The organism is Streptomyces sp. YGL11-2, assembly GCF_050054615.1.
Taxonomy (GTDB): domain Bacteria; phylum Actinomycetota; class Actinomycetes; order Streptomycetales; family Streptomycetaceae; genus Streptomyces.
On sequence record NZ_JBNHIN010000041.1, the window covers coordinates 14872 to 30035 of the forward strand.

Consider the following 15164-nt stretch of genomic DNA (forward strand, 5'->3'; position numbering starts at 1 on the left):
GCCTCTACGCTTGTCGCCGGAGTACCGGTACGAATCAGGAGCGAGCGGATGGATCACAGCGGGCACGGCATGGACGGCATGAACATGGATCTGCCGCCGTTCACGCTGGGGCGGGCCCTGGAGTTCGGTGGTGATCCGTTCTTTCTCGTCGGCTGCCTGCTGGGGCTGGCGCTGTACGGCTGGGCCGTGATCCGGCTGCGGCGGCGCGGCGACGCGTGGCCGGTGGGCCGGGTCGTCGCCTGGGCGCTGGGCGTGGTCAGCGTCGCGCTGGTGATGTGCACCAGGCTCAACGACTACGGCATGGCGATGTTCAGCGTGCACATGGTCCAGCACATGGTCGTCAGCATGCTCTCCCCGATCCTGCTGCTCCTGGGGGCGCCGATGACGCTGGCGCTGCGTGCGCTGCCGGCCGCGGGGCGGGGTCGCACGGGGCCGCGCGAGCTGCTGGTGGCGCTGCTGCACAGCCGCTACATGCGGGTCATCACGCACCCCGCGTTCACCATCCCGCTGTTCATCGCGAGCCTGTACGCGCTGTACTTCTCCCCGCTGTTCGACCTCCTGATGGAGTCCCGGGCCGGGCACATCGGGATGATGGTGCACTTCCTCGCGGTGGGTCTGGTCTTCTTCTGGCCGATCATGGGCGTGGACCCGGGCCCGCACCGGCCGGGCTACGTGATGCGGATGCTGGAGCTGTTCGCGGGCATGCCGTTCCACGCGTTCTTCGGGATCGCGCTGATGATGGCGTCCGAGCCGATGGTCGACACGTTCCTGCACCCGCCGGCCTCGCTGGGGATCGAGGCGCTGGCCGACCAGCAGGCGGCGGGCGGGATCGCCTGGGCGTTCAGTGAGATCCCGTCCGTGGTGGTGCTGATCGCGCTGGTCTACCAGTGGTACAAGTCCGAGAGGCGCCAGTCGCAGCGCGCCGACCGGGCCGCCGAGCGCAACGGCGACCGGGATCTGGCGGACTACAACGCGTACCTCGCCTCGCTGAACGCGCGGGGGCGGTGACCGGGTACCGCGGCGGAGCGCGGATCCGCAGGTCGTCTGGCGGCACGGGCCGCGGCCGGGGACGATGGTCCCGGGGTCGCGGCCCGAGGCGTTGTCGCCCGGGCGGTCCGTGAGGAGGTTGCGGGTATGCCCGGATCTGCCAGGGCGATGACCGTGTGCACGGTGTGCGGGCTGGTGGTGGCGAGCGCCTACACCGTGGTGTTCGGCGGCGACGGCCGGCTGTGGTTCGCGTGGGTGGTGCTGGCGCTGGTGACGGTCGGCGTGGTGGGCGCGCGGCGGGTCTGAGCACGGTCCCGGAGCGGGAGCGGGGTCAGAAGCGGAAGACCGGGCCGGTCGCGGCGTCCATCGTGCAGGCGTTGGGGTACTCCTTGTGCCAGTCCACCGGTTCACCGCGCCAGGTGCCGGACGCGGCGACGACGACCGGGTCGTACTCCCTTGTGCAGACGTGCGGTTCGCCGCGCAGGGCGTCCAGATCGCCGTGGGCCGACGTCAGCGCATCGCACGCGGCGGCGCCGTGCGGATGGCTGCCGCGGGTGTCCGGGCAGGTGAGCCGGACCCCGTGGATCCAGGTGTCGTCGGAGCCGGACACCGTCAGGAACAGGCCCTCGCCGGCCCGGTCCACGGCGGCGCCCGACGCACTGCCGAGTGCGGTGCACAGCGCCGCGGCCACGCCCACCGTCACGGCGGCACGGAAGGTACGGCGTCGGCGGCTGACGGGCATCGGGGTCTCCTGGAGCGTTCGGGGGGATCGGGGCTTCGGTGGGACGGTCGCCTCGCTGCGGTGGCGAGCGCCGGGGCCGGCGGGCCCGGCGGCCCCAGGCCCAGGGCACCCCGCCGTGCTTCGGTGCGCAAGCGGCCACGCCGTGCGGTCGCCCGTACGGCCCGGCGCGGGGCCGAAGGGCGCCGATCCGGGCAGGCGCGGTTACGGAGAACGGCTTCCGCGCCTACACTGACGGCCCTGGAAATCCCCGGTGACCTGGCACGACGCGGTCGCACAGGTGACCCGCGGGATGGGATAGGGGGCCGCCGTGTTCTACCAGGTGCTGAAGTACATCCTGCTGGGGCCGTTACTGCGGCTGGTGTTCCGGCCGCGGATCGAGGGGCTGGAGCATGTGCCCGAGGAGGGCGCGGCGATCATCGCGGGCAACCATCTGTCGTTCGCCGACCACTTCGTGATGCCGGCGATCGTGCCGCGCCGGGTGACGTTCCTGGCGAAGGCCGAGTACTTCACCGGGCCCGGCCTGAAGGGACGGCTGACCGCGGCGTTCTTTCGGGGCGTCGGGCAGATCCCGGTGGACCGGTCCGGGGGCCACGCCTCTCAGGCGGCGATCGCCTCGGGGCTCTCCGTGCTGCGCAAGGGGCGGCTGCTGGGCATCTACCCGGAGGGCACCCGCTCGCACGACGGACGGCTCTACAAGGGGCGCACCGGAGTCGCCTCGATGGCCATCCGGACCGGGGTCCCGGTGATCCCGTGCGCGATGATCGGCACGTTCGAGGCGCAGCCGACCGGGCGGCGGCTGCCGCGTGCGAGGCGCATCACCATCCGGTTCGGCGCCCCGCTGGAGTTCTCGCGCTACGCGGGCCTGGCGGATGAGCGCACCGCGCTGCGGGCGGTCACCGACGAGATCATGTACGCGATCCTGAAGCTCTCCGGTCAGGAGTACGTGGACATGTACGCGGGCGAGGCGAAGGCCGCGGCGCAGGCGCGCGGCCACGGGCGGCGGGGCCCCGGCGGGAGCTGAACCCCCGGGCGCGGCACGGCGGATGGGGATATCCGTTCGCGGGGCATGGCGTCCGCCCGTACGGTGAGTTCCATGATCGAACGGATAACGGGGGGCCGACGATGAGCGCCCGGCTGCGCGGGATGGCGCAGGAGACGGAGCGGATCGTCGCGGCGGGTGCGTATCGCGCGCCGAGCGGGCGGCTGGTGGAGATCGCCGGTGCGGTGCGGCGGGCGCGCGCCGGGACCCGGCTGTACGGACCGGAGGCGGTGACCGTGCCGGGCCCGGCTCCGGGGCTGCGGACGGTGTTCGAGGTGACGGGCGAAGGGAGTCTGACGGCCGGCCGGCGGCTGGCCGCGGCGGGCGCGGAGCCGGGCCCGGTCGCGGTGCTGAACTTCGCCTCGGCGCGCAATCCCGGCGGCGGCTATCTCCGGGGCGCCCAGGCCCAGGAGGAGGCGCTGTGCCGGGGGTCGGCGCTGTACGGCTGTGTGCGCGAGGCGCCGGAGTTCTATGCGGCGCACCGGGCCGCGACCAGTCCTTTCTACAGTGACCGGGTGATCCTCTCCCCCGGTGTGCCGGTGTTCCGCGACGACCGCGGGCGGCTGCTCGAAGTGCCCTACGAGGCCGGGTTCCTGACGTCTGCGGCGCCGAACGCGGGGGTGATCGCCCGGCAGCGGCCGGACGAGGCGGACCGGGTGCCGGCTGCGCTGGCGGTCCGCGCGGAGCGGGTGCTGGAGGTGGCGGCCGCCGGCGGGTACCGCCAACTGGTGCTGGGGGCCTGGGGATGCGGGGTGTTCCGGAATGAACCGGCCGATGTGGCACGGGCGTTCGCGGTGCCGCTGCTGCCCGGTGGCCGGTTCGCCGGCTGGTTCGGGCGGGTGGTTTTCGCCGTCTTGGACCAGCGGGCGGACTCCCCCATCAGGGATGCCTTCCGCGCGGCGTTTGCGGTGTGATGCGGGGGACCTCGCGCGCGCTGCGGCGAGGCGGGACCGGTGGCCGGTCCGCCCTCGACCGGACAGGCCGGGGGGGGGGNCGTCTTGGACCAGCGGGCGGACTCCCCCATCAGGGATGCCTTCCGCGCGGCGTTTGCGGTGTGATGCGGGGGACCTCGCGCGCGCTGCGGCGAGGCGGGACCGGTGGCCGGTCCGCCCTCGACCGGACAGGCCGGGGGCGGCCGGGGATTCCCCGGCCGCCCCCGGTGGGTGTCAGCCGGCGGACTTGGCCGCCTGCTTGCCCGGGACGGGCGTGGCGTGCGGAGCGCAGGTGACGTCCTTGGGGTCCGTCTTGCCCTCCAGGAAGTACGCGTCGACCCGCTTGTTGATGCAGGGGTTGACCAGACCGGTGACACCGTGCGAACCGGCGCCCCGCTCGGTGATCATCCGGGAGCCCGCGAACCGCTTGTGCAGCTCCACGGCGCCGTCGTACGGCGTCGCCGCGTCACGGGTGCTCTGCACGATCAGCACGGGCGGCAGGCCCTTGCCGGTCGTCACGTTGACCGGGGTCTGCTGCTTGACCGGCCAGCTGGCGCAGGGCAGGTTCATCCAGGCGTTGGACCAGGTCATGAACGGTGCCCGCTTGTTGACGCGGGTGTTGTCGCGGTCCCACTTCTGCCAGCTGGTGGGCCACTTGGTGTCGGTGCACTCGACCGCGGTGTAGACGGCGTTGCCGTTCTCCGCCGTGGTGTTGCCGGCCTTGTCGGCGAGGTGCGGTCCGGCCTTGTCGATCAGCGGCTTGCTGTCGCCGGCGACGTACGCGCTCCATGCCTGGGCGACCTCGGCCCACGAGGAGTCGTAGTATGGCGCGTTCTGGAAGAAGGCGGTGAGCTCGGCGGGGCCGACGACGCCGCCGATGGGGTTCTTCTTCGCGGTGGCGCGCAGCTTCGCCCAGGCGGCCTGCACCTCCTTGGGGGTGTTCCCGAGGTGGTAGGTCGCGTCGTTCTTGGCGACCCACTTCTCCCAGTCGCCCCAGCGGGTCTCGAAGGCGATGTCCTGGTCGAGGTTGGCCTGGTACCAGATCTTCTCGCGCGCGGGGTCGACGACGCTGTCGACCAGCATCCGGCGGACGTGGTCGGGGAAGAGCGTGGCGTAGACGGCGCCCAGGTAGGTGCCGTAGGAGACGCCGAGGTAGTTGAGCTTCTTGTCACCGAGCGCGGCGCGGATCACGTCCAGGTCGCGGGCGGTGTTCGCGGTCGTCATGTACGGCAGCAGACCGTGGCTGTGCGCGGCGCAGCCGAGGGCGTACTCCTTCGCCAGCTTGCGCTGGGCGAGCTTGTCGGCCTCGCTGCCCGGCACCGGGTCGGCCTTGGGGGCCTTGACGAACTTCTGCGGGTCCTCGCAGGAGATCGGTGCGGAGTGGCCCACGCCCCGGGGGTCGAAGCCCACGAAGTCGTACGCCTGGGCGGTCTTGACCCACAAGGGGCTCTTGGTCGCGATGCGGTTGGGGAACCTCATCCCCGAACCGCCGGGGCCGCCCGGGTTGTAGACCAACGAGCCCTGCCGCTTCTGCGGGCCGCCGGTGTTGACGGCCCGGTCGACTGCGAGCTTGATGGTGCGGCCGTTGGGCTTGGCGTAGTCGACCGGGACGGTGACATAGCCGCACTGGACGGGGGCCTTGAACCCCCAGGCGGCAGGACAGTCCTGCCACTTGACGCCTTGCTTGGCGGCCCGGGCGGCGGCGATCTGGACGCCACGCGCTTCGGCCGATCCGCCGGGCCGCGGCTCGCCCGCGGCGGCGGGCGTCGCGGCGATCGCTCCGGCTATGAGCGCGCCCGACACCAGGGTGCCGGCGGCTCCGAGCGCTGCTGTTCGTTTCATGTGTGGGGATCCCCCTGCAGGGTGCGCCGCGAGTCGCGGCGATGATCACAGCGTTACAGGTCGATCCTTTCGTCTCCTGCCCCTCCTTGACCAGATTCGGCCAGAATTTCTTTACCAGACCGTAGGATTAGCACGGTTGCGGCGAGGGTGGGTCACAGGGCGTGGCGCCGGGTAACTGTCCGGACATGACCGTGCCGCCCCCCATGGTGTCCGCACAGGACATCGGCAAGTTCTTCCTCGCCGACGGCCGTGCCGTCCAGGCCCTGGACGGTGTCTCGCTGACCGTCCGGGAAGGCGAGTTCGTCTGCGTCGTCGGCCCGTCGGGCTGCGGGAAGTCCACCCTGCTGCGGATACTCGGCGGGCTCACGGAGCCGTCGACGGGCACCGTCACACGGCGGCCGGGGCGGCCGCCCGTACCCCCGGCGGCGTTCGTCTTCCAGGATTTCGCCGTCCTCCCCTGGCTCACGGTACGCAGCAACGCCGCCTTCGGCCTGCGCATGGCGGGCGTCCGGCGGCGGGAGGCCGAACGGGCCGCGGATGCCTGGCTGCTGCGGATGGACCTGGCCGACTTCGCGGACGGGTATCCGGACCAGCTCTCCGGCGGGATGCGGCAACGGCTGGCGCTGGCCCGGGCGTTCGCCACCGGCAGCCCGGTGCTGCTGATGGACGAACCGCTCGGCTCGCTCGATCCGCAGACCCGGCGGCTGATGCAGGAGCAACTGCTGGAGCTGTGGCAGGAGGAGCGCAAGACCGTGGTGCTGGTGACGCACTCCCTCGACGAGGCGCTCCTGCTGGGCGACCGGGTGCTGGTGATGTCGGCGCGTCCGGGGCGGGTGACCGACGAGTTCGCGGTGCCGTTCGCCCGGCCCCGCGATCCCGGCATCCAGGACGGTCCGGAGTTCGGCCGGCTGCGGGCCCGGATCTGGGACGTACTGCGCGACGAGCTGTCGGTGAGCGCCCGGTGACCGCCCCGCCGCGGCTGCGGGCCGTCGCACCCGCCGACGACGCCGTGCGCGCCGTGGTCGTACGGGCCCGGCGGACGACCTGGCGGTTCGCCGCGCTGGGCGTCGCCGTACCGGCCGTGCTGCTGCTGGGCTGGCAGGCCGCGGGAATGGCGGGCCTGGTCGACACGCTGCTGTTCCCGCCGCCGTCGCGGATCGCGGTCCGGTGCGTCGAGCTGGCCGCGTCCGGGGACCTGGGCGCCGACACCGTCGCCACACTCGGGCGGCTGGTGCCCGGGTACGTGATCGGGGCGGTGGCCGGTGCGCTGGCCGGGTTCGTGATGGGCGTCTCCCGGACCGCGGGCGCCGCCCTCGGCCCGCTCTTCTCCGCGCTGTACTCCGTGCCGAAGATCGCGGTACTGCCGCTGCTGCTGCTCCTCTTCGGCCTCAACGACACCCCCAAGATCCTCTCCGTCGCGATCACCGTCTTCTTCGTCCTGCAGATCAACACCGCGTCCGCCGTCCGCCAGATCGATCCCCGGCTGCTGGAGTCGGCGCGCTCGTACGGCGCTTCCGGGCTGCGGCTGCTGCGGTTCGTGCTGCTGCCGGGCGCGCTGCCCGGGGTGCTGACCGGGCTGCGGACGGCATCGGGGCTAGGTGTGGTGGTCGTCGTGGCGGTCGAGTTCGTGGCGTCCGAGAGCGGTCTGGGCCATCTGATCTGGAACGCCTGGACGCTTTTCCAGCCAGACCGGATGTATGTCGGCCTGGTCGCGGTCGCGATGTTGGGCACGCTGTTCTCCGCCGCGGTGACGCTGGTCGGGCGCCGGGCGATGCCCTGGCGCCCCGAGTAGCCGGGACCGACCGATGCCTGCCGAAAGGACCCCCTCCCCCATGCCCCGTACCCTCTCGCCCGTCCGGTCGGCCCTGCCGGTGCTGCTCGCCGTCCTCGCCCTGCTCGCCGCCGGCTGCGGGAGCGGCGGTGCGGACGGGGACGCGGCCGGCGGGTCCACGGTGCGGGTCGCGCACGTCCCCTCCACCCTCTTCGCCCCGCTCTACATCGCCGAGGCCAAGGGCTACTTCAAGGAGCAGGGCCTCCGGGTGCGGTTGGAGACGGTCAAGAACGGCCAGGACGCGGTGCCGCTGGCCGCCTCCGGGAAGGTGGACGCGGTGGTGGCCGGTTTCTCCGCGGGGCTGTTCAACGGGGTCGCCAAGGGCCTCAAGGTACGGGTCGCCGCGTCGATGGGCGCCGCCACCGGGGCCGGGCCGTCCCCGTCCGCGCTGGAGGTGTCCCAGCGGCTGCTGGACTCGGGGGAGGTCAGGACCGCCGCCGATCTGCGCGGACGGCGGATCGCGGTGTCCGGCGGGGTGGGTGCGGCGGGTGGTTACCAACTCGCCGCCGCGCTCCGGGAGTCGGGGCTGACCCTCAAGGACGTCACGGTGGTCGATGTCGCCTTCACCGACATGCGCACCGCCCTGTCCACCGGGAGCGTGGCCGCGGCGCTGCCGCCCGCCCCGCTCACCACGGCCATGGAGGAGGCCGGGGTGTCCACGCCGCTGGCCGTGCCCCCCAGAGGCACGGTCGCGACCGGGGTGCTCTTCGGGACCCGGTTCGCGGCGACACCGGCCGCCGCGAAGTTCCTGAGGGCGCTGCGCAAGGGGGCCGCGGACCTCCAGGGGACCGGGCGGACGGCGGAGGCCAATCTGCGCATCCTGGCCCGGGCGACCGGGCAGCGGCTGGGCGTGCTGCGCCACACCCCGTCGTACGAGTGGGACCCGCAACTGCTCCCGGATGTCCGTCAGCTGATGAGACAGCAGGCGGCGTACCAGGACGCCGGGCTGCTCGACGGCAGAGCGCTCACGGCACGGGATCTGGTGGGCTGACCGGCGCCGCGGACCGGGCCGCAGACAACGGGCCGAGGAAGGGCGAGAACCGGTCAATTGCCGTACGCATGACCCGTATGCGTATGCCCGGCTCCCGCGTTACGTTACCTTCCGTGCAGGCTCTCCCACTCACCGCCACGTGGGAGAGCCTCCGCGTTTTGCCGTGTGCCTGCCGGAAGGAGACCTGAAGTGCCCGGTATCGACCAGGTGTTGGCCCGAGCGATGGGGATACCCGGAGTCCTGGGTGCCGGGCTGATCGACTGGACCAGCGGGCTGACCCTCGGTACCGCCGGGCAGGCGCCGCACGCCGACCACGACGCCGCCGCCGCGGACACGGCCGAGGTGGTGCAGGCCGTGGCCCGTAACGCCACCTTCGACACCGCGGGCGGCGAAGGCCCCGCGCTGGAGGATCTGATCATCACGGGCGCGCGCAGCTACCACCTGATCCGCTTCGTGCCCACCGCCTTCGACAGCCAGACCTTCCTCTACCTCTGGCTGGATCGCGCCCAGGCGAATCTGGCCATCGCCCGGTTACGGCTGCGGGATCTGGCCGCGGAGCTGGTCACCGGTTGACGGCCCGTCATGGCACCTCCACTGCCGACCCGTTCGGCCGCGTCCGGCGACGAAGGCGGGTCCGGTCTGCTCGGCCGGTACGCCGCCGAGCGCGCCACCGGCGCCCTGCGCGCCCCGAACGGCTGCGTCTATCTCCGCGAGGGCGCGGTCTACTGCGTCGAGTGCCCGGCGGCTCCGGGGCCCGAGGCCCGGCTCACCGCGGCCGGACGACTCTCCGCACGGTTCCGGCAGCGAGCCGCGGAGGAGGCGGGTCCGCAGCGGCGCGGTGGCCGGTTCCTCGTCGAGCAGGGGTGGCTGACCCAGGGTGAGTTGGAGATCTGCCAGCTCGGGGCGCTCCTCGACGCGGCGTTCTTCGTCCTGCCGCTGGCGCCCGGGAGCACCACCTTCACACCGGGCGAGGGGCACTGGCTGGGTGTCGTACGCCTGGTCGGCGTGGCGGCGCTCCAGGAGGCGACGGCGCGCCGGCGGGCGCTGCTCGACCGGCTGCGGCCCTGGGCGGCGGCCGACGAGGCGCCGGTCGTCCCCGTGGTCCCGGTCCGCTCGGCGGGAGCGGACGGACCGGGTGGCCCGGAGGGGCCGGCCGGCGGGGTGCGCCCGGCCGTCACCGGTCGGCAGCGGCGGCTGCTGGAGCACGCGGACGGCCGGCACACCCCGTACGAACTCGCCCATGCGCTGGGCCAGTCCGCGTATCTCACGCTCCTCGACGTCCGGGGGCTGGCCGCGGCCGGGCTGATCCGGCTGCCCGCGAAGCCGGCGGCGCTGCCCCGGCGGCGGCCGGGGGCGTCCGGGGCGGACCGGCGCGCCGCGGTCCCCGGCGCCGCACCGCGCTGGCGCCTGCCGGACCCGGGCGTTCTGGAGACCGTCGATCCGGACGTCGCCCTCCTTGTCCGACTGCGCACCGCGTTGGAGGAGAACCTGTGAACCCCTGCGAACCCCTGCCATGAGGCACGTATTCGGCAAGCGTGCCGGAAGAAGGAGATTCAGCAAACCGATGACGATCGAATCCGAGGCGATCGCACCCGGAATCCGGGAGGAACTGCTCGCACTGCGCGACCAAGTGCGCCACCTGCACGGTGGAATGGTGGCCAGTGCGGACGGCATGGTCATCGCGCACGATCTGCCGGATATCGAACCGGACGGCCTCGCCGCGCTCACCGCCGCGGCGATCGGGGTCGCCAAAAGACTGGCCGACGTCACCGGGCAGGGCGCGTTCGAGGAATCCCTCACACGTGGCTCGGGCGGCTATGTCGCGGCCTATTCCGCCGGGCACCGCGCGGTCCTCACGGCCGTGGCGGGACCGGACACCAATATCGGGCGGCTCCATTTACAGGCCCGGCGGACCGCGGCACGGATCGCGGCCCTGCTGGACGCACCGCCGGGTCGCTGATATTCCGCCCGCGCACCACGAGAAGGCACTACCTACACCGAAAGGCTCGACCCCTCATGGCTCACATGGAAAAGGCCCTCGCCGAAGCGATGTCGACCATCGAAGGCGCCATAGGCGTCGCCCTGGTCGACTACACCAGCGGAATGGCGCTGGCCACGCTCGGCGACAACCAGACGTTCGACCTCAATGTCGCCGCGGCCGGGAACACCGACGTCGTACGCGCCAAGCTGCGCACCATGGAAATGCTGGAACTCCAGGGCGCCATCGAGGACATGCTGATCACGCTGACCGCGCAGTACCACATCATCCGGCCGGTGACGGGCAAGAACGGCAGCGGCCTGTTCCTCTACCTGGTGCTGGACCGGAAGCGTGCCAACCTCGCGCTGGCGCGCCACCGCCTCGCCCGTCTGGAAGGCGAGCTGGAGGTGTGAGACCTCAGCCGGCCAGGGCCTCGTCCAGCAGCCGCCGCAGCCGCAGCCCGTCCGGGGCGACCGCGGTGACCAGGGCGGCGGGACCGGCGAGCGGTGCCAGGACACCCTGGCCCGCGCCGTCGCCGACCGCCCCGCCCAGCAGCCGCACCTCGGCCGGCTGCTGCTCGTACTCCGGTGTGACGAGGAGGAGTTGCCCGACGGCGCGGTTGCCGTCCAGGACGGCCGAGGTGTCCCAGCCGGGGGCGCTGGGGCCGTAGGCGGTCTCCTGGTCCAGCAGCGTGCGGCCGGCCCGGCGGACCGTCAGGCGGCTGCGCAGGGCGCCGGTCCGCTCGCCGCTGCGCCCCAGGACCTGCTCCTCGCGGAGCACGAGCCGGGCGGTGGGGGCGAGTTCGACGGTGGTGGTCATCCGCAGATCGCTGCCCTCGGCGGAGATCAGCGGCTCCGGCAGCCACTCCAGGACGGCGCCGTCGCCGACCGTCAACCGCACGTCGTAGGTGGCCTGTTCGGCGGTGCGGCCAGGCAGCGCGACGGTCGCCGCGGCGGCCGTGACGCGCAGCGAGGCGCCCGCCTCGGCGGTGGCCTCGATGCCCAGCCGGTCACCGCCGAGCGGGGCGCTCATGGCGCCCACCACGCAGACCCGGGCCTGGCCGGCGTGCGGCTGGATACGGCGCAGCGCGAACGGGCCGCCGCCGTCGAGGACGGGCAGCCGGGTCGTGCCGTGGGCGTCCGCCCGCGCGACGATGCGGGCGGTGGCGCGCAGGCCGGCCGCCGGGAGGGCGGTGACCCGCGCCGCCGCGGGGGTGGGAAGGGCGGTGGTCATGCCTGTGCCGCGGTCCAGTCCGCCAGCCGCGCACGGACCCACTCCGCCACGGGCCGGACACCGTTCGGCTGCTTGAGGGCGGTGAAGGCGACGGGGAGCTCGCCGCGCTGGGCCTTGGCGTCGCGGGCCATGCCGTCGAGGTCGACGCCGACGTACGGGGCGAGGTCGGTCTTGTTGATGACCAGCAGGTCGGCGGTGGTGACGCCGGGACCGCCCTTGCGCGGGATGTCGTCACCGCCGGCCACGTCGATGACGAAGATCTGGGCGTCGACCAGCCCCTTGGAGAAGGTCGCGGTCAGGTTGTCACCGCCGGACTCCACCAGCACGAGATCGAGCGGGCCGACGCCGTCCTCCAGGTCCTCCACCGCCTCCAGGTTGGCGGAGATGTCGTCGCGGATGGCGGTGTGCGGGCAGGCGCCGGTCTCCACGGCGGCGATCCGCTCGGGAGGCAGCACCGCCTCACGGAGCAGGAACTCGGCATCCTCGCGGGTGTAGATGTCGTTGGTGACGACCGCGATGGACAGCTCGTCGCGCAGCGCGCGGCACAGAGCGGCGACGGTGGCGGTCTTGCCGGTACCGACCGGGCCGCCCAGCCCGATCCGGAAGGCGCGCCGGGTGCCGTCCGTGCGGACCGGATCGGCGGCGCTGTAGGTGTGCCGCTCGGGGAAGCCGTCCTGGTGGTCGAGGTGCATGGTGGGTCACTCCGGTGGTTCGTACGGCCGCGGCGTGCGCGGCGCGGTGGGCGGGCGGCGGAGGTCAGGACGCGAAGAGGCGCACCGGCCAGGCGGCGTGTGCCTCGGCGGTGATGTCGAGCAGCGGTGCGGAGGCGGCGGGCAGAGCGTCTGGTCCTTCGGTGGCGACGCGGGCCGCGGCCTCGGCTCCCTGTTCCGCGACCCGTTCGAGGTCGGGGGCGAGGCGGGCGAGGACGGCGGTGGCGTCGAAGGGGTCCAGGCTCAGCAGCCGGACCACCGCCGTGGCCGGGCCGCTGATGTTCTCGTAGGCCACGGCGTACGCGGCGTCCAGGGGTGTCAGGCCGGCGGACCGGGCGGCCAGGCCGAGGACGATCGGCTGGTGGGCGCCGCGCGGGCGGGCCGCGGCCAGCGCGTCGAGCTCGGGTCCGGGCCAGGTGGCGCGGGCGGCCCGCATCATCTGGCGGCCGAGCCGCCGGGCGACCTGGCGCAGCGCCGGTACGGGCGTACGGGCGTCGGCGGCGTCGTCCAGGAGGAGCGGGTCGCAGCCGCCGGCGGCTGCCGCGGCGAGTCCCGCGGCGACCAGGCCCGCGGTGTGCAGCCGGCCCCGGCAGAAGGTCTCCAGGGTGGCGGCGTCCTTGATACGTCCCGCGGTGACGGCCGGTTCGGCGCCGCCCGAGTGGGCGTGCCCTCCGGCGGGGAACCGGCCGTCGGCCAGGACGAGCAGCGCGGCGCGGCTCATGCCGACACCTCGCTTCGCTCGGCTTCGCATTCGCTCCGCGCGCACCTTTGAATGGCTCGCTCGCTACGCTCGCTCATCGATGGTGCTCCGGATCGTTCGGTGACGACATGGACGGCATCTCAGAAGAGGAAGTACCGCTGGGCCATGGGGAGTTCGGCGGCGGGGGCGGGTTCGACCACCTCGCCGTCGATGGTCACCGTGAAGGTGTCGGGGTCGACCTGGACACGCGGCAGGGCGTCGTTGTTGCGCATGTCGGCCTTCGTGACGCCACGGGTGGAACGGATGGCCTCGAAGGACTTCGCCAGCGGGAGGCGCTCGGGGAGGTCGTCCTCGATGGCCTGCTGGGAGACGAAGTTGAGCGAGTTGCTGCCGGGGGCCCGGCCGAAGGCGCCGAACATCGGGCGGGGCAGGACCGGCTGCGGGGTGGGGATGGACGCGTTGGCGTCGCCCATCTGCGCGTACGCGATCTGGCCGCCCTTGATGACGAGCTGCGGCTTGACGCCGAAGAACGCCGGGTCCCACAGGACGAGGTCGGCGAGCTTGCCGCTCTCGACCGAGCCGACGACGTGGTCGATGCCCTGGGCGAGGGCCGCGTTGATGGTGTACTTCGCGACGTAGCGCCGGGCGCGGTGGTTGTCCGCGTGGCCGTCGCCGGGCAGGGCGCCCCGGCGGCGCTTCATGACGTGGGCGGTCTGCCACGTACGCATCACGACCTCGCCGATCCGCCCCATGGCCTGGGCGTCGGAGGACATGATCGAGATGGCGCCGAGGTCGTGCAGGATGTCCTCGGCGGCGATGGTGGAGGGCCGTATCCGGGATTCGGCGAACGCCAGGTCCTCGGGGACGGCGGGGTTGAGGTGGTGGCAGACCATCAGCATGTCGAGGTGTTCCTCGACGGTGTTGACGGTGTGCGGTCGCGTCGGGTTGGTGGACGCGGGCAGCACGTTGGGCTCGGAAACCATCGCGATCATGTCGGGGGCGTGGCCGCCGCCGGCCCCTTCGACGTGGAACGCGTGGAGGGAGCGGCCGGCGATGGCGGCGAGGGTGTCGCCGAGGAACCCGGCCTCGTTGAGGGTGTCGGTGTGGATCGCGAGCTGGGCGCCGCTCTCCTCGCACACCGTCAGGCAGGCGTCGAGGACGGCGGGCGTGGCGCCCCAGTCCTCGTGGATCTTGAAGCCGAGGACGCCGGCCTTCAGCTGGTCGCGCATCGACGGCAGGGACATGGTGTTGCCCTTGCCGAGGAGCCCGACGTTGACCGGCAGGCCGTCCATCGACTCGAAGAGCCGGGCGACGTGCCAGGCACCGGGGGTGATGGTGGTGGCCTTGCTGCCCTCCGCGGGACCCGTGCCGCCGCCGACGAGCGTGGTGATGCCCGCGGACAGCGCCTCGTCCACCTGCTGGGGGCAGATGAAGTGGACGTGGGTGTCGATACCGCCGGCCGTGAGGATCTTGCCGTTGCCCGCGATGATCTCGGTCTCCGGACCGATGACCAGGTCGGGGTGGACGCCGTCCATGGTGTCCGGGTTGCCGGCCTTGCCCAGGGCGGTGATCCTGCCGTCCCGGATACCGACGTCGGCCTTGACGATGCCCCAGTGGTCGAGCACCACGACGCCGGTGATGACGGTGTCGGGCGTGCCTTCGGCGCGGGTGGCGCGGGACTGGCCCATCGATTCGCGGATCACTTTGCCGCCGCCGAACACCGCCTCGTCGCCGGCCCGGCCGGGGCCGCCCGAGCGGTCCTCGGTGATCTCGATGACCAGGTCGGTGTCGGCGAGCCGGATCCGGTCGCCGGCGGTGGGGCCGAACAGGTCGGCGTACGCCTGGCGGGTCAGCTCAGCCATCGAGTGCTCCTCCGGTCTCACCGCGCAGGCCCACGACGATCCGCTTGCCCCCGATGGGGACCAGCTCGACCTCGGTGGGGATACCGGGCTCGAAGCGCACGGCGGAGCCGGCCGCGACGTTCAGCCGCTTGCCGTGCGCGGCGGCGCGGTCGAAGTCGAGGCCGGGGTTGGCCTCGGCGAAGTGGTAGTGCGAGCCGACCTGGACGGGGCGGTCGGCGGCGTTGAGGACGGTCATGCGCGTGAGGGGGAGCCCTTCGTTCAGGCGTACCGGCTCGTCGGCGTAGAGGATCTGTCCCGGGATCATCTTCGTTACTCCC

General features: G+C 72.9%; 18 protein-coding genes. 11 read left to right on the plus strand and 7 right to left on the minus strand.

Annotated elements, in window-relative coordinates; all coding sequences use genetic code 11:
* Positions 1-48: 48 nt before the first annotated feature.
* A complete protein-coding gene (locus ACO1BR_RS32710; RefSeq protein ID WP_426798723.1) occupies positions 49-1008 on the plus strand; it encodes a cytochrome c oxidase assembly protein in 960 nt (319 codons plus the stop codon).
* Between the two features lie 126 nt (positions 1009-1134).
* The gene (locus tag ACO1BR_RS32715; protein ID WP_426798724.1) at positions 1135-1293 is read left to right on the plus strand and encodes a hypothetical protein; all 159 of its coding nucleotides are present in this window, start codon (positions 1135-1137) and stop codon (positions 1291-1293) included.
* Positions 1294-1318: 25 nt separating this feature from the next.
* Here ACO1BR_RS32715 and ACO1BR_RS32720 read toward each other — a convergent pair whose 3' ends face one another.
* Positions 1319-1729 (minus strand): SSI family serine proteinase inhibitor, encoded by a 411-nt coding sequence (locus ACO1BR_RS32720; RefSeq protein ID WP_426798725.1) that lies wholly within the window; start codon positions 1727-1729, stop codon positions 1319-1321.
* Positions 1730-2036: 307 nt separating this feature from the next.
* On the opposite strand from ACO1BR_RS32720, the gene ACO1BR_RS32725 reads away from it, so the two are divergent.
* Both ACO1BR_RS32725 and ACO1BR_RS32730 read left to right on the plus strand, forming a co-directional pair.
* A complete protein-coding gene (locus ACO1BR_RS32725; protein WP_426798726.1) occupies positions 2037-2750 on the plus strand; it encodes a lysophospholipid acyltransferase family protein in 714 nt (237 codons plus the stop codon).
* A 101-nt stretch (positions 2751-2851) separates the two neighbouring features.
* Entirely contained in the window at positions 2852-3682 is an 831-nt protein-coding gene (locus ACO1BR_RS32730) for a TIGR02452 family protein (protein WP_426798727.1), read from the plus strand.
* Between the two features lie 252 nt (positions 3683-3934).
* Here the strand turns inward: ACO1BR_RS32730 and ACO1BR_RS32735 are convergent, their stop codons facing one another.
* Entirely contained in the window at positions 3935-5542 is a 1608-nt protein-coding gene (locus tag ACO1BR_RS32735; protein WP_426798728.1) for an alpha/beta hydrolase, read from the minus strand.
* A gap of 185 nt (positions 5543-5727) precedes the next feature.
* Between ACO1BR_RS32735 and ACO1BR_RS32740 the strand changes: the two genes are divergently transcribed.
* The 7 genes from ACO1BR_RS32740 to ACO1BR_RS32770 all read left to right on the plus strand — a co-directional run bounded on the left by ACO1BR_RS32740 (position 5728) and on the right by ACO1BR_RS32770 (position 10755).
* Positions 5728-6507, plus strand: coding sequence for an ABC transporter ATP-binding protein (locus ACO1BR_RS32740; RefSeq protein ID WP_426798729.1), 780 nt, complete (start codon positions 5728-5730; stop codon positions 6505-6507).
* Positions 6504-7334, plus strand: coding sequence for an ABC transporter permease (locus tag ACO1BR_RS32745; RefSeq protein WP_426798730.1), 831 nt, complete (start codon positions 6504-6506; stop codon positions 7332-7334). Before ACO1BR_RS32740 ends, ACO1BR_RS32745 begins: the two co-directional genes overlap by 4 nt.
* Positions 7335-7374: 40 nt before the next feature.
* On the plus strand, positions 7375-8364 hold the full coding sequence (locus ACO1BR_RS32750) for an ABC transporter substrate-binding protein (protein WP_426798731.1): 990 nt from the start codon (positions 7375-7377) through the stop codon (positions 8362-8364).
* Between the two features lie 189 nt (positions 8365-8553).
* Positions 8554-8937, plus strand: a complete 384-nt coding sequence (locus tag ACO1BR_RS32755; RefSeq protein WP_426798732.1) for a hypothetical protein — start codon at positions 8554-8556, stop codon at positions 8935-8937.
* A gap of 9 nt (positions 8938-8946) precedes the next feature.
* A complete protein-coding gene (locus ACO1BR_RS32760; protein WP_426798733.1) occupies positions 8947-9858 on the plus strand; it encodes a hypothetical protein in 912 nt (303 codons plus the stop codon).
* Positions 9859-9928: 70 nt separating this feature from the next.
* Complete coding sequence (locus ACO1BR_RS32765; RefSeq protein ID WP_426798734.1) at positions 9929-10324, plus strand: roadblock/LC7 domain-containing protein; 396 nt, start codon at positions 9929-9931, stop codon at positions 10322-10324.
* Positions 10325-10380: 56 nt separating this feature from the next.
* Positions 10381-10755: a hypothetical protein gene (locus ACO1BR_RS32770; RefSeq protein WP_426798735.1), complete on the plus strand. Its 375-nt coding sequence runs from the start codon at positions 10381-10383 to the stop codon at positions 10753-10755.
* Between the two features lie 4 nt (positions 10756-10759).
* Here ACO1BR_RS32770 and ACO1BR_RS32775 read toward each other — a convergent pair whose 3' ends face one another.
* The 5 genes from ACO1BR_RS32775 to ACO1BR_RS32795 all read right to left on the minus strand — a co-directional run bounded on the left by ACO1BR_RS32775 (position 10760) and on the right by ACO1BR_RS32795 (position 15151).
* Positions 10760-11575, minus strand: a complete 816-nt coding sequence (locus tag ACO1BR_RS32775; protein WP_426798736.1) for an urease accessory protein UreD — start codon at positions 11573-11575, stop codon at positions 10760-10762.
* A complete protein-coding gene (gene ureG / locus ACO1BR_RS32780) occupies positions 11572-12267 on the minus strand; it encodes an urease accessory protein UreG (RefSeq protein ID WP_426798737.1) in 696 nt (231 codons plus the stop codon). Before ureG ends, ACO1BR_RS32775 begins: the two co-directional genes overlap by 4 nt.
* Positions 12268-12331: 64 nt before the next feature.
* Positions 12332-13006, minus strand: coding sequence for an urease accessory protein UreF (locus ACO1BR_RS32785; RefSeq protein WP_426798738.1), 675 nt, complete (start codon positions 13004-13006; stop codon positions 12332-12334).
* 119 nt (positions 13007-13125) lie between these two features.
* On the minus strand, positions 13126-14847 hold the full coding sequence (locus tag ACO1BR_RS32790) for an urease subunit alpha (RefSeq protein ID WP_426798739.1): 1722 nt from the start codon (positions 14845-14847) through the stop codon (positions 13126-13128).
* Complete coding sequence (locus ACO1BR_RS32795) at positions 14840-15151, minus strand: urease subunit beta (RefSeq protein ID WP_426798740.1); 312 nt, start codon at positions 15149-15151, stop codon at positions 14840-14842. The genes ACO1BR_RS32790 and ACO1BR_RS32795 overlap by 8 nt, the downstream gene beginning before the upstream one ends.
* Between the last annotated feature and the right edge of the window lie 13 nt (positions 15152-15164).

Excerpts from the sequence above, each read along its gene's own strand:
- ACO1BR_RS32710 (WP_426798723.1), top strand. The coding sequence starts at position 49 with ATGGATCACAGCGGGCACGGCATGGACGGCATGAACATGGATCTGCCG.
- ACO1BR_RS32715 (WP_426798724.1), top strand. The coding sequence starts at position 1,135 with ATGCCCGGATCTGCCAGGGCGATGACCGTGTGCACGGTGTGCGGGCTG.
- ACO1BR_RS32720 (WP_426798725.1), bottom strand. The coding sequence starts at position 1,729 with ATGCCCGTCAGCCGCCGACGCCGTACCTTCCGTGCCGCCGTGACGGTG.
- ACO1BR_RS32730 (WP_426798727.1), top strand. The coding sequence starts at position 2,852 with ATGAGCGCCCGGCTGCGCGGGATGGCGCAGGAGACGGAGCGGATCGTC.
- ACO1BR_RS32735 (WP_426798728.1), bottom strand. The coding sequence starts at position 5,542 with ATGAAACGAACAGCAGCGCTCGGAGCCGCCGGCACCCTGGTGTCGGGC.
- ACO1BR_RS32740 (WP_426798729.1), top strand. The coding sequence starts at position 5,728 with ATGACCGTGCCGCCCCCCATGGTGTCCGCACAGGACATCGGCAAGTTC.
- ACO1BR_RS32750 (WP_426798731.1), top strand. The coding sequence starts at position 7,375 with ATGCCCCGTACCCTCTCGCCCGTCCGGTCGGCCCTGCCGGTGCTGCTC.
- ACO1BR_RS32760 (WP_426798733.1), top strand. The coding sequence starts at position 8,947 with ATGGCACCTCCACTGCCGACCCGTTCGGCCGCGTCCGGCGACGAAGGC.
- ACO1BR_RS32765 (WP_426798734.1), top strand. The coding sequence starts at position 9,929 with ATGACGATCGAATCCGAGGCGATCGCACCCGGAATCCGGGAGGAACTG.
- ACO1BR_RS32770 (WP_426798735.1), top strand. The coding sequence starts at position 10,381 with ATGGCTCACATGGAAAAGGCCCTCGCCGAAGCGATGTCGACCATCGAA.
- ACO1BR_RS32775 (WP_426798736.1), bottom strand. The coding sequence starts at position 11,575 with ATGACCACCGCCCTTCCCACCCCCGCGGCGGCGCGGGTCACCGCCCTC.
- ureG (WP_426798737.1), bottom strand. The coding sequence starts at position 12,267 with ATGCACCTCGACCACCAGGACGGCTTCCCCGAGCGGCACACCTACAGC.
- ACO1BR_RS32785 (WP_426798738.1), bottom strand. The coding sequence starts at position 13,006 with ATGAGCCGCGCCGCGCTGCTCGTCCTGGCCGACGGCCGGTTCCCCGCC.
- ACO1BR_RS32790 (WP_426798739.1), bottom strand. The coding sequence starts at position 14,847 with ATGGCTGAGCTGACCCGCCAGGCGTACGCCGACCTGTTCGGCCCCACC.
- ACO1BR_RS32795 (WP_426798740.1), bottom strand. The coding sequence starts at position 15,151 with ATGATCCCGGGACAGATCCTCTACGCCGACGAGCCGGTACGCCTGAAC.